Source organism: Mesorhizobium sp. CC13, from assembly GCF_039907765.1.
In the GTDB taxonomy this organism is placed as follows: domain Bacteria; phylum Pseudomonadota; class Alphaproteobacteria; order Rhizobiales; family Rhizobiaceae; genus Aminobacter.
The window spans coordinates 290,900-303,318 of sequence record NZ_JARDJI010000001.1; the positions used below are offsets into that span (position 1 = coordinate 290,900).

Annotated in this window: 9 protein-coding genes; 5 read left to right on the forward strand and 4 right to left on the reverse strand. The window is 68.4% G+C overall.

The features are described from left to right. Positions 1–21 precede the first annotated feature (21 nt). Positions 22–915, reverse strand: coding sequence for a DMT family transporter (locus PV773_RS01410; protein WP_347964613.1), 894 nt, complete (start codon positions 913–915; stop codon positions 22–24). A 272-nt stretch (positions 916–1,187) separates the two neighbouring features. Between PV773_RS01410 and ftsZ the strand changes: the two genes are divergently transcribed. The 3 genes from ftsZ to PV773_RS01425 all read left to right on the forward strand — a co-directional run bounded on the left by ftsZ (position 1,188) and on the right by PV773_RS01425 (position 4,713). Continuing rightward, positions 1,188–2,210 (forward strand): cell division protein FtsZ, encoded by a 1,023-nt coding sequence (gene ftsZ, locus PV773_RS01415; RefSeq protein WP_347964614.1) that lies wholly within the window; start codon positions 1,188–1,190, stop codon positions 2,208–2,210. A 186-nt stretch (positions 2,211–2,396) separates the two neighbouring features. Further along, positions 2,397–3,731, forward strand: coding sequence for an oligosaccharide flippase family protein (locus PV773_RS01420; RefSeq protein ID WP_347964615.1), 1,335 nt, complete (start codon positions 2,397–2,399; stop codon positions 3,729–3,731). Position 3,732: 1 nt separating this feature from the next. Further along, complete coding sequence (locus tag PV773_RS01425; protein ID WP_347964616.1) at positions 3,733–4,713, forward strand: glycosyltransferase family A protein; 981 nt, start codon at positions 3,733–3,735, stop codon at positions 4,711–4,713. A gap of 2 nt (positions 4,714–4,715) precedes the next feature. Here PV773_RS01425 and PV773_RS01430 read toward each other — a convergent pair whose 3' ends face one another. Both PV773_RS01430 and PV773_RS01435 read right to left on the reverse strand, forming a co-directional pair. Continuing rightward, positions 4,716–5,990: a glycosyltransferase family 4 protein gene (locus tag PV773_RS01430; protein ID WP_347964617.1), complete on the reverse strand. Its 1,275-nt coding sequence runs from the start codon at positions 5,988–5,990 to the stop codon at positions 4,716–4,718. A 7-nt stretch (positions 5,991–5,997) separates the two neighbouring features. Beyond that, entirely contained in the window at positions 5,998–7,389 is a 1,392-nt protein-coding gene (locus tag PV773_RS01435; RefSeq protein WP_347964618.1) for an O-antigen ligase family protein, read from the reverse strand. Between the two features lie 157 nt (positions 7,390–7,546). On the opposite strand from PV773_RS01435, the gene PV773_RS01440 reads away from it, so the two are divergent. After that, positions 7,547–10,213, forward strand: a complete 2,667-nt coding sequence (locus PV773_RS01440; RefSeq protein ID WP_347964619.1) for a glycoside hydrolase family 9 protein — start codon at positions 7,547–7,549, stop codon at positions 10,211–10,213. A 7-nt stretch (positions 10,214–10,220) separates the two neighbouring features. Here PV773_RS01440 and PV773_RS01445 read toward each other — a convergent pair whose 3' ends face one another. Beyond that, positions 10,221–11,012 carry a WecB/TagA/CpsF family glycosyltransferase gene (locus PV773_RS01445; RefSeq protein ID WP_347964913.1) on the reverse strand — a complete coding sequence of 264 codons (792 nt, stop codon included), beginning with the start codon at positions 11,010–11,012 and terminating at the stop codon, positions 10,221–10,223. A 194-nt stretch (positions 11,013–11,206) separates the two neighbouring features. Here PV773_RS01445 and PV773_RS01450 point away from each other — a divergent pair, with 194 nt between their 5' ends. Continuing rightward, complete coding sequence (locus PV773_RS01450; RefSeq protein ID WP_347964620.1) at positions 11,207–12,403, forward strand: glycosyltransferase family 2 protein; 1,197 nt, start codon at positions 11,207–11,209, stop codon at positions 12,401–12,403. The last annotated feature ends 16 nt before the right edge of the window (positions 12,404–12,419 follow it).

Consider the following 12,419-nt stretch of genomic DNA (forward strand, 5'->3'; position numbering starts at 1 on the left):
GCGAGGTCGCCGCGTCCCTGCTCAGCGCAAGAAGATCAGCGCCATGCCTGCGACCACCAGCGCCGCCCCGGCCCAGGCGCCGCCGGCGGGGCGTTCGCCCGTCTTCGCCCACAGCATCGGCAGGATGATGACCGGCGAGGTGGCCGACAGCGTCGACACGATGCCGACCTTGCCGCCCGACAGCGCGAACAACAAGAGCGTCATGCCGATGGCGAGCGCGATGATGCCGGTCAGCGCCGTCATCGCCGCCACCTTCCAGGTCAGCGGCCCCTTCGGCTTGACGGCGGGGATCGGCAGCTGGATCAGCACGCTGAGGCAGAGAGCGGCGATGCCCACCCGCAGCATCGAGGCGGCGAACGGGTCGATGCCCGTCGCCATGACCGGGCGGGCGATGATCGAGCCGACCGCCTGGCCGGTCGCGGCGCCGAGGCCGAGCGCGACCCCGATCCACAGCGGGCCCTTGACCGCCTCCCATTCATGCAATTGCGCCCGCCGCTTGCCGAACAGGATGGCGAGCAGCACGCCCGCGACCGTCAGGCCGATGCCGGCGATCGCGGTTTGCGACAGGTCCTCGCCGAGCGCCAGCCAGCCGAGCAGGGCGGCGATCGGCGCGTTGAGCGCGAACAGGATGCCCGAGCGCCGCGGCCCGAGCCGGTTGAGCGCTGCGAACAGCAGCGTGTCGCCGATGAAGATGCCGACCAGGCCGGAGAGCAGCAGCGGGCCGACATTGCTGGCGTCGAGTTCGCGCCAGGCGCCGGTGGCGAGCACGTAGAGCGCCAGCATCACCGTCACGAAGATCTGGCGGACCCGGTTGAAGGCGGGCGCGCCGAGATGCCCGGCAGGCCCGGCCGAGATCAGCCCGGTCATGGCCCAGCAGACGGCGGCTCCAAGTGCGGCAAGTTCGTGAATGGGCATCTGGCTTCGGCGGGTTCGAGCGACGGAAGGGGGCTCGCGCCGTTTGCGGACGGCTGCCCGAGCGACGGCCCAATGTGATTGATTCTCGGGGAGATTCCACGGGTTTTCTCTGCCCGCTGCGAATTCCGGCCGGTCCTTCGGTTTTCGCTGAAGGCTCGCCTTGGCGGAAATCCGGTTGAGCGACGAAAGGGCAGCCTTGCGGCGTGGCCATCGATCTGATTCCCTAGACATGATCCGATTCGGGCTGGGGCATCGTGCAGGAACCGGACTAGATGAGCTCTTCCAGGAAGCCAGAGATTTCAGAAATGAGGCCGAAGCTGACCGTCATCGGGGTCGGCGGTGGTGGCGGCAACGCCGTCAACAACATGATCGCCCAGGGCTTGGCCGGCACCGATTTCATCGTCGCCAACACCGACGCCCAGGCACTCACCATGTCCAAGGCGCCGCGACTGATCCAGCTCGGCGCGCTTGTGACCGAGGGGCTCGGCGCGGGCTCCTTGCCGGAGATCGGCCAGGCGGCGGCCGAGGAGTCGATCGACGAGGTGATGGACTACCTGTCGGACACCCATATGTGCTTCGTCACCGCCGGCATGGGCGGCGGCACGGGCACGGGCGCTGCCCCGGTCATCGCCAGGGCGGCTCGCGAAGCCGGCATCCTGACGGTTGCGGTGGTGACAAAACCCTTCGCCTTCGAGGGCAAGCGCCGCATGCAGATGGCCGAGCGCGGCATCGAGCTCCTGCGCGAGGCCGCCGACACCGTCATCGTCATCCCCAACCAGAACCTGTTCAGGGTCGCCAACGCCAGCACGACCTTCGAGATGGCGTTCGGCATTGCCGACCAGGTCCTCCTATCCGGGGTCAGCTGCATCACCGATCTCATTGTCAAGGAAGGTCTGATCAATCTCGACTTCGCCGACGTCAAGACGGTGATGCGCGGCATGGGGCGCGCGATGATGGGCACCGGCATCGGCACGGGCGACAACCGCGCCATGAAGGCGGCGGAAGCCTCCATCGCCAATCCTCTGCTTGACGAGCGTTCGATGAAGGGCGCCCGTGGCGTGCTGATCTCGATATCGGGCGGCATGGACATGACGCTGTTCGAGGTCGACGAGGCGGCAACCCGCATTCGCGAAGAGGTCGGCGACGATGCCGACATCATCGTCGGTGCCATCTTCGACCAGTCCCTGGCGGGACAGTTCAAGGTGTCGGTCGTGGCCACGGGCCTGTCGCCCTCGGCGACCGACGGCGACCCGTTCGTCATCCGCCAGACCGCGGCGGCGCAGGTGGCCCACTAGGAGCATCCCGCTTCCAGGCTGGCGTGGGGCGGCGCGCGGCGGGATGCGCCGGCCGCCTCCGCGCATGCCGGCCAGGCCCGCAAGGCAAGAATCCGCTAATCTCTTCGTGGTTTCATGCATCGATTTCGCCGCTGTGCCTGAAGGGCAGCTGCCCGCCCACGACGAATGCCTTGCGTGTAACGACTGATGCAACTTTCCGAAAAGCTGGTGATGCGGGGCGCCGTCTGGACGATCGGCACCTATGGCCTTTCGGTCGTCCTCCGCTTCGGTTCCAACGTCATCCTGTCGCGCCTGGTGATGCCTGAAGTCTTCGGCATCATGCTGGTCATCAACACGCTGCGCAGCGGCATCGAGCTGATCTCGGACGTCGGCATCGGCCAGAACATCATCCACAACAGCCATGGCGAGGAGAAATCCTTCCGCGACACGGCCTGGACCATCCAGATCCTGCGCGGCATGATCCTGTTCGGCATCATGTTCCTCGCCGCCGCCCCGCTCGGCCGGCTCTATTCGCTGCCCACCACCGCCATCCAGTTCGCGTCGCTCAGCCTTGCGATCATGGGCGCGGCGTCGGTTTCGATCTACATCCTGCAGCGGCGGATGCAGCTCATCCGCCTCAACCTCTTCGACCTGTCGATGGATGTCATCGGCGCGCTTCTGGTCGTGGGCCTTGCCCTCTACAGCCCGACGATCTGGTCGCTGATCCTGGCCGGTGTGCTGGGGGCCGCGGTCAGGGCCTGCTCGACATACCTGCTTCCCTACGGGCGCAACTGGTTTGCCTGGCAGCCGAACTACGCCCACCAGATCCTGCATTTCGGCAAGTGGATCTACATCGCCTCGCTGCTGTCGTTCCTGAGCTCCAGCTTCGACAAGCTGTTCCTCGGCCAGAGCATCCCGCTGGCCATGCTGGGCGTCTACGGCATCGCCCGCAACATCGCCGACCTTCCGGCGATGCTGAGTGCGCGCCTGGGCTATTCCGTGGTGTTCCCGCTGATCTCCCGGGAAAAGGACAAGCCGCGCGCCGAATTGCGCAAGCGCCTGGTCCCGCTGCGGCTCAAGCTGCTGCTCGCCTGCGCGGTCTGCATGGCCCTCGGCATCGCCTTCGCCGACGTCGCCGTGCGCATCATCTACGACGCCCGCTACCACGAGGCCACCTGGATGCTGCCGATCCTGCTGGTCGGAGTCTGGGGCGCCATCCTCTGCAGCATCAACGAATATGCCCTTCTCGGCGTCGGCAAACCGCTCTACGGCGCCGCCGGCAACATGGCCAAGCTGGCATCGCTGGCGATCGGCATCCCGGCCGGCCTCTATTTCCAGGGGCTGCTCGGCGCCATTCTCGTCATCGCCCTCAGCGACCTCTGCCGCTACTTGATCATCCTCTTCGGCCAGCGTCGCGAGCGCATTTCCTTCTTCGCCCAGGACGTTCTGCTCAGCATCCTCATGCTCGGTCTCCTGGCTTGCCTGACTCTGCTGCGCCAGCAGCTGGGCTTCGGCACCACCTTCGACGGAGCCGCGGGCTGAGATGAAGGCGGCTGAGGCAAGTGTCGGCGTCGTCGTCATCGGCAGGAACGAGGGCGCGCGGCTGATCTCCTGCCTGCTCTCGCTCGGCGAGCTGGCGGCAAGCACGGTCTATGTCGATTCCGGATCGACCGACGGCAGCGCCGAAGCGGCGAGGCGCCTGGGCGCCGAGGTCGTCGAGCTGGACATGGGCGTGCCGTTCACCGCGGCCCGCGCCCGCAATGCCGGCTTCGCGTGCATGGACCAGCCGGAGCTGGAATTCGTGCAGTTCGTCGACGGCGACTGCACGCTCGCCCCCGAATGGATCACGCGAGCCCACGCCTTCCTCGCCGCGCATGACGATGTCGCCGTCGTCGCCGGCCGGCGGCGCGAGCGGGCACCCGGGCAATCGGTCTACAACGCGCTGTGCGACCGCGAATGGGACACGCCCGTCGGCGAGGCGAGCGAGACCGGCGGCGACTGCCTCGTCCGGGCCGCGGCGTTCCGAAAGGTGGGCGGCTACGCCCCCGACCTGATCGCCGGCGAGGAGCCGGAAATGTGCGTAAGGCTGCGCGGCGCGGGCTGGCGCATCTGGCGCCTCGACGCCGAGATGACGCTGCACGACGCCAACATCATGCGCTTCGGCCAATGGTGGCGCCGCGCCACGCGCGCCGGCCATGCCTATGCCGAGGTCGCGGCCCGGCATGCCAACTCGCCCTATGCCATATGGGGTGCCAACGTGCGCCGCGCGCTGCTCTGGGGTCTTGCCCTGCCAGCCGCGATCCTGGCCGCAGCGGCACTGGTCCATCCGGCCTTCCTCGGGCTGCTTCTGCTCTATCCGCTTCAGATGGCACGGATCGCGCTTCGCGAAAGGGCGGCCGGCCGCTCCGGCTGGACCTATGCCCTGTTCGTCACCCTGGCCAAGTTCCCCGAGGCGCAGGGCGTGGTCCGCTTCTACGCAGGACGGCTGCTCAGGCGCCGGGCTGGCATCATCGAATACAAGTAGCGCTATTCGGCCGCCTCGGCGGAGCGGTCGGCCGGCGGTTGCGAGAATGGCCGGGCCGGGGCTTCCCCATCGGCGGCGGCGAACAGCTGCAGCAGCTCGCGCCCCAGCCGGTGGCGGTCGTGGCTCTGCTCGACGCGCGCGCGCCCCACGCTCCCCATCCGCTGCAGCTCGTCCGGACTGGCCGCGAGCGCCGCGCGCATGGCACCCACCAGCTGGCCGTGATCGCCGGGCGTGACCAGCCAGCCGCAGCTGTCGTCGACGAGCTCTGGAATGCCGGCCACCGTCGTCGAGATCACCGGCCGCCCCAGGGCAAACGCCTCCATGATGACGATGGGCAGGCCCTCGGCATAGCTCGGCAGCAACAGCGCCCGCGCCTCGGCGACCATGCGGCGCACTTCGCCATTGCTCGCCCAGCCGTGCAGCCTGACCTCCTGCGCCACGCCATGCCGGACGATCTCGGCCTCGATCTCCTGGCGCTTGTCGCCGTCGCCCACCAGCACCACCCTGATCCCGGGAAAGTCGCGCTTGAGTGCGGCCACGGCGGCCGGGATGTGCACCTGGCCCTTGGCGGCGCACAGGCGACCGACGCAGACCAGCGTCAGGTTGTCCGGCGACGGCGCTGGCGCGGGTTCGAAGTCGCCGAGGTCTATGCCGCAGCGCACGACGTGGATCTTGCCGGCATCCTCGGGCCCCGCCAGGGAGGCAAGCAGGCCGCGGCCGTAGTTGGAGATCGCCACCGCGAAGGCCGAGCGGGCGATCTTTTCGTTGAAGCTCAGCCGTTCGGGTTCGATGAACTCGTCGGGACCATGGGCGGTGAAGCTGTAGCTGGGGCCGCCGAGGATGGAGGACAGCATCGCCACAGCCGCGGCGTTGTTGCTGTAGTGCGAATGCACGTGGCCTATCCCGAGCCGCTTCGCCTGCTGCCGCAGCGCCGCCGCCTGCATCATGTAGGCGACGTGGCGGACCGCTCCACCCCGTGCGTTGGCAAGCAGCGTCCACCAGGCAGGCAGCGCCCGGACCAGCCCCGCGGGATTGACGAGCAGTTCGCGCAACGCGGCCTTGAACAGGCCCTTGACGTTGCCGTCGAGCAGGTAGCGCGTCATGTCCACCTCCTGCCAGTCCGCCGGGTCGACCAGCGGGCCGTCGAAGCGCCGCACCGCCAGGCGGACGACCTCCACGCCGAGTTCCTCCAGGGCGGCGATCTCGCCGCGGATGAAGGTTGCGCTCGGCGCCGGGTAGGTGTTCAGGAAATAGGCGATCTTCATGGTCGGCCGCACTTCGCTTCTATCGTGTTGCCTGCCAGCGCGCCGGCATCGCCGACGGGTGGGCCGGCGCGGCCGCATAGGCGCTCCTCGCCGTGGAGCGGCCGGCCGGCGCTGTCCGCCACTTGACCGCGGCGCGGAGCGACAGTCCGAACGCCATGCCCATCGTGCTGAACAGCAGGTACTGGATCTCGCGCGCGAATATGACCCACTCGTACATCGAATGCACATAGGCGATCAGCATCGCCACGCCCATGCCGAGCAGCAGATTGCCCTCGGCGGTCATCCGCTCGCGCCAGCCCCATTTCAGCGCGGTGACAAGGGGAACGGCAAGCATGAGGACGAAAGCGAACAGGCCGAGATAGCCGGTCTCGACCGCGGCCAGCCAGTAGGCGTTGTGGACGATGTTGTTGCGGTTGCCTTCGCTGGGCGAAACGTTGGCCCGCTCGGAGTAGCCGAAATTCTTGGCGATGTAGACATAGTGGTTGACGCCCACGCCGGCCGGATAGTCGGCCACGATGTAGGACGCGGCCAGCTCGAAGGCTGCCCGCTCGTCGTATTCTTCCTCGGTGAGCGGCACCGCCTCGAAGCGGTTCTGGAAGGTCGAGATCGCCATCGGCGCAACCGCCGCCAGCGCCACCGCAGCCGCCAGCGCAAGCATCACCTTGCGCTGCGTCAGCCCGGCGAGCGCCAGTGCGCAGTATGTGATGACCATGCCGATTGCCGCGAGCCCGACGGCCGCGCGCGACGCCGTGAAGATCACCACGAGCACCGTCGCCATGATCGCTGGCACGAGATAGCGCAGGCGCCCGTAGCCGTAGAGCAGCATCGCCAGATGCGGAAACAGCACGAAATGCGTGGTCAGGCCGAGCGTGTTCTGGTGCACGAACAGCCCGCGCGTCTGGGTCAGGTCGAGGCCGAATCGCTGGTAGACCACGGCGATGACGTTCATGCCCATGCCGATGGCCATGCCGCGCAGTATGTCGACGACGACCTTCGGGTCGTGGCGCGCAGCGCGCGTCACCGCCACCACCACCAGGAACATGCGCATGAACTGCCAGATGCCGAAGGTCGCGGCCAGCGGCTCCGTGGCCTGGAAGATCGAAAGCGACGCGACCGCGATATAGACGAGCAGCGGCACCTTGTATGCCCATGGCACCGGCCCGCCTGGCACCGCAAGCAGTGCCGCGAGCGCCAGGATGTCGACGATCGTGATCTCGAGGCTGTAGACGAAACCGACCCACTCGCCCGCCCAGGAAATGATGCCGATGTCGAACAGCGGCAGCGCCGCGGCCAGGAAGGGCAGCAGGCCGAACAGCGTCCAGAACAGGCGGGCGAACGCGGCATTGCCGCGCACGCCGAGGCTGAGCGGAAACGCGCTGGCCAGCGCCATGATCAGGACGACGAATTTCAAGCAAATTGCCTCGGAGTATTAACATCTGGCACATATCACGGTGGGGCGACCTTCCGAGTTAACGGTCGGTTCGATCGGGTCTTAAGGTTAACAAGAAGAAATGCTCATGCGTCTTCGGCAAGGACTCTGGATACTTGCGGTCTTTCTGCTTGTCGCGATGAGCGCTGGTGCCCGTTCGCAGGAGATCACGGTGGCGGAAGTCGCCATGGCGGCGCCCGACATCGTCTCGATCGAGCTGCGCGAACCGGCTTTCCGGCGCGGACGCATCGTCGGCCTGGACCGTCCGCGTGCCGAGCCCGTCGGCAACTGGATACGCTACCAGGGCGCCTGGGGGCTGGTCATCGGGCCCGACCGCGACCGGCTGCGCATCGCCGACACGCCGCCCGGCATGGTTCTCGATCGCGGTGCCGTCGACGCGGCCTCCGCCTATGCGCCGATCGGAGGGCGCAAGGTGGTCGCGGTCTACCGCAAGTCCATGCCCTATGATTCGGGCCTGTTCCGCGGGTCCGGCGGCGACACCCAGGCCGGGGCCAGTTTCAAGCATTATCTCTACCTGCAGCTCGATGGACCGCTTGCCGCCGGAACCTATCCGGTTGCCGGCCCCGGGCCGCTGCCGGACGGAACCCGCATCGTGGTGGACGACCGGGCGACGCGGGCGGTGGCGATCCGCGCGACCCAGCTGGGGCATCGTCGCTCCGACACCGCCAAGGTCGCCTACCTCGCGCTGTGGCTGCCGGGAGGGCCGGATCGGGGTGCCGTCGATTTCCGCCGCTACGGTATCGACCGTTTCAGCGTGCTCGACGACAAGGGGCGGGAGGTCTTCGACGCGGCCATCGGCCTGCGCGCCGGTCCCGATGACCCCGAGCCCGGCAACGGGCTGCCGCGCGAACTGGTCGACTACGCCGACGCGGCGGCCGAGCCGGTGCCGCTGTCGCGCATCGATGGCAATTCGTTCGTCGCCGCGCGGCCGCACGGCCTGGCTCGCGGCCAGCGCGTGGCGCTCCGGCGCCTGCAAGGCGACGAGGACGCCGGAGCCGTCTTCGCCACCGTCGGCACGGTCACGGAGATCGGCTTCGACGTCGTCGACGTCGACGGCACGCTGCCGGCGACGCTGGCGTCGGGCGCCGTTGCGACGCCGGCCCATGTCGCCAATCGCGCCGGCACCTATGTTTTCGAACTCGACTATTCGGACTGGCGGCCGGAGAAGGACGGCGTCTACCGGCTCCGGATCGCTGGCCTCGGCGTCTCCGATCCGATCGTGATCGCCGAGGACGTATGGCTGCGCTCGGCGCGGCTTTCCATCGCCGGCCTCTACAACCAGCGCAGCGGCATCGCCCTCGACGGGCGTTTCGGCTACGAGCGCCCGGCCGCCTTTCGCCCCGGCGAGGGCATGGCGATACGCGAGAGCCGGCTGCCGCTGGCCTGGTCCTCGGAATTCGCCGGCTTCGTGCCGTTCGAGGAGGGCGCCAAGCCCGCCTGGCTGACGGACCGGATCGCGCCGGACAGCTACTGGGGCGGCTACATGGACGCGGGCGACTGGGACCGGCGCATCCAGCACGTCGAGGTGTCGTCGCTCCTGCTCGAGGTCTTCGAGAGCATCGCGCCGGAAAGACGCGGCGTCGATCTCGGCCTGCCGAAGTCCGCGGAGGTGCTCGATCCCGAACTCTATCGCGGAACCGACGCCTTGCCGGACCTCGTCCACGAGGCGATCTGGGGGCTGGATTTCTTCCGCCGCCTGCAGATGGCCGACGGCAGCATCCGCGGCGGCATCGAAAGTGCCGCGCACCCGCTCAAGGGCGAGCCGAGCTTTCTCGAGCATCGCCAGGTCTTCGCCTATGCGCCCGACCACGTGTCGAGCTACCGATACGCCGCCGCCGCTGCGAAGCTGGCGCGCGTCTTGAGCGGGTTGGGCAGCGACAGGCTGGCGTCCGTCTACCGCGCGAGCGCACGCGCTGCCTGGCAGGCGGCCGAGCGCGGCTTCGCCGATCCCGACCGCTACTATGCCGACGCCATCGCGGCCGGCGAGGCGTCAGGCGCCTTTGCCGGGGTGGGCTGGGACGAGCGCAAGAGCGGCTTGCAGGCCCAGGCCGGCGAGTACCGTGCCGCCGCCGCGGCGGCCCTGTTCAGGCTGACGGGCGAGCCTGCCTTCGCAGCGCTCTTCGAAGCGCGCTGGCGTGACGGCTGGGACCTCTATGCGCACAAGGGCGACGCGGCCTGGGACTATTTGAACGGCCCGGCCGCCGATCCGGGCATCGCAGCGCAGATCCGCGAGGCATTCCTGGCCGATGCCCGCCTCGTCGTGTCCGCCCAGGAGCGCCTGGCCTATCCGGCGATGAAGCACCCGGCCGCGCCCGCCGGCTGGGGGCAGGGCGGTGCGCCCGACTACAGCCAGCTGATGCTGCTCATCCGCGCCCATCGCCTCGGCGGGGACCCCGCCATCCTCAAGACCATGCAGCGCGCCCACCACGCCCTGCTCGGCGCCAACCAGCTGGGGCTTTCCCTGATGACGGGGGCCGGCGTCCGCCCCGTCGCCAATCCGCTGCACGAGGACAGCATCGCCATGGGTGTCGCCGCACCCATCGGCATCACCGTCTATGGCTGGGCATCCCAGGCAGCCACCGCCCAGGGCTGGGTGTTCGGTCCCCGGTGGTCGCCGCTGGCCGAAGTGGGGTCGGACGAGCGGCGGATGGATCCGCCGCGCTTCTCGATGCCCTTCTACGAATATCTCGTCGAGCATCCAGCCGTGGTGATGCAGCAGGAATACACCGTCCAGCAGACGATCGGCACGATGGCGGGGCTGGCGCTCTATCTTGACGGGCAGTGACCAGCCATCAGCGCGACGCGGGCACCCGCGCGGTCCTGCGTTGCCGGAACTCCGCCAGCGTAAGCCGCAGCAGTGGCAGCACCGAGAAGACATAGCGGCGCCACAGCCGCTTCGGGTCGGTGGCCAGGCGGTGCACCCACTCGATGCCGGCCCTGCTCATCCAGCGCGGCGCCCGCCGCTTCATTCCGGTCATGAATTCGAGCGAAGCGCCGATGCACAGCGCCGTGCCGACTGCCCGCCCATCCATCGCGATGGCATGGGCGATCTTTTCGGACTGCGGCGAGCCGATGGCGAGGAAGGTGAAGGCGGCCTTCTCGCGCACCACGAAGTCGACGCACTTGGCGAGTTCGGCCGGATTGTTGCCGACGCCGAAGGGTGGAACGTGCGCACCAATGCTGAGGCGCGGAAACTTTGCCCGCATCCTCGCGACGACCGCCTCGTTCGGCGCGACCAGGGCGATGTGGTCACCGTCCTTGACGACGGTGCCGAACAGGCAGGCGGTCAGGTCGGCGCCGGTCACGCGCGGCAGTTTCAGCGGCATGGCGCGCGCCAGCAGCACCAGCGGTTTGCTGTCGCAGAGCGTCAGCCAGGCCGCCTCGTAGAGCGGCTTCAGCTCGGCATGGGCGGAGAGGCGGACGACGTGGTCGACATTGGGGGTCACGACATAGCGGAAGCCGTCGGCGTTGCGCGTCGCCGCGATCAGCTCGACGACGTCGTCGAACTTGATGATGTCGAACGGGACGTTGAGAAAGTGCTGGCGTTGGATGACGGGGTCTTTCGCGATGCCGTTGCTTTGCACGAGTGCCAAGATGTAACCCCTGAGGTGCGCCTGGCCTGGCGCCTGCGCCTCCCGCCTTCCAGCCTTGACCCTCTAACAACATTGGCGATCCACCAACGTCAAGCCTGGGTTGCCGCCAAGATCGCCAAATCACAGAAGATCGTTAAATTCCATCGCGTAAGTATGGGCTGAGCGCCCGCGACGTGAAAGCAAATATGACCGAAATCATCCTTGTCCTGCTGTCCTTGGCCAATCTGGCGTTGCTGATTCCGGTTCTGGTCTTCGCCGTGGAGATATTTTCGGCCGTAAGCCGGGGTCGGCGCCAACCTGCGCCGTTACCCTCGGTCCGCCCCTCGGCCGCAATTCTCGTGCCGGCTCATGACGAGGCCGAGGGCATCGCCGCGACGGTACGCGGCCTGCGCGGGCAGCTGCGGCCGGGCGACCGGCTGCTCGTCGTCGCCGACAATTGCGCCGACGACACGGCGAGGCTCGCCCGCGAGGCCGGCGCGGAAGTGATCGAGCGCCAGGACCCGTCGCGGCGCGGCAAGGGTTTCGCGCTCGATTTCGGCGTCCGCCACCTCGCCGCGGCGCCGCCCGAAGTGGTGGTGATCGTCGACGCCGACTGCAGCCTCCGGCCCGGCTGCATCGACCGTCTCGTCGCGCGCGCCTCCGCGACCCAGCGCCCCGCGCAGGGCCTCTACCTGATGTCGGCGCCGGCAGGCGCGGGGCTCAACCTGCAGGTCGCCGAGTTCGCCTTCCTGGTCAAGAACAGGGTCCGGGCGGCGGGCCTGCACCGGCTCGGCTTCCCCTGCCATCTCACCGGCTCGGGCATGGCCTTCCCCTGGGTGGTCATCCGCGACGCCCACCTCGCCCATGCCAGCCTCGTCGAGGACATGAAGCTCGGGCTCGACCTGGCGCTCGCCGGCAGGGGCGCTGCGTTCTGCGAGGACGCCCGCATCGACAGCCATTTTCCCTTTTCGCAGGTGGGTGCGTCGTCGCAGCGCCGCCGCTGGGAGGAGGGGCATCTCGGCATGATCGCCCAGGCACTGCGGTCTCTGCCCGCCGCGGTCCGGTCCGGAAACACGGGCGCCGCAGCGCTCGTGCTCGACGTGCTGGTGCCGCCGATTACCCTGCTTGTGCTGCTCCTCGCTGCGGCCTTCGTCGTGACCGCGCTTGCAACCTATGACCTGTCGCTCGCCCCGTTCGCGCTGGCCGTTTCGTTGCTCTGCCTCGCCCTGTTCGGGCTCTCGGCGCTGGTCGCCTGGACAGCGTTCGGACGCCAGGTGCTGCCGCCGATGTCGCTGTTGCGCGTGTTCCCCTATGTGCTGCGCAAGCTTGCCCTCTATCCCCGCCTGGCGCTCGGCTCGCGGGTCGGCACCTGGATCCGCACCGACCGGCGGCGCCCGGACTGATCCCGAAAAGATACGG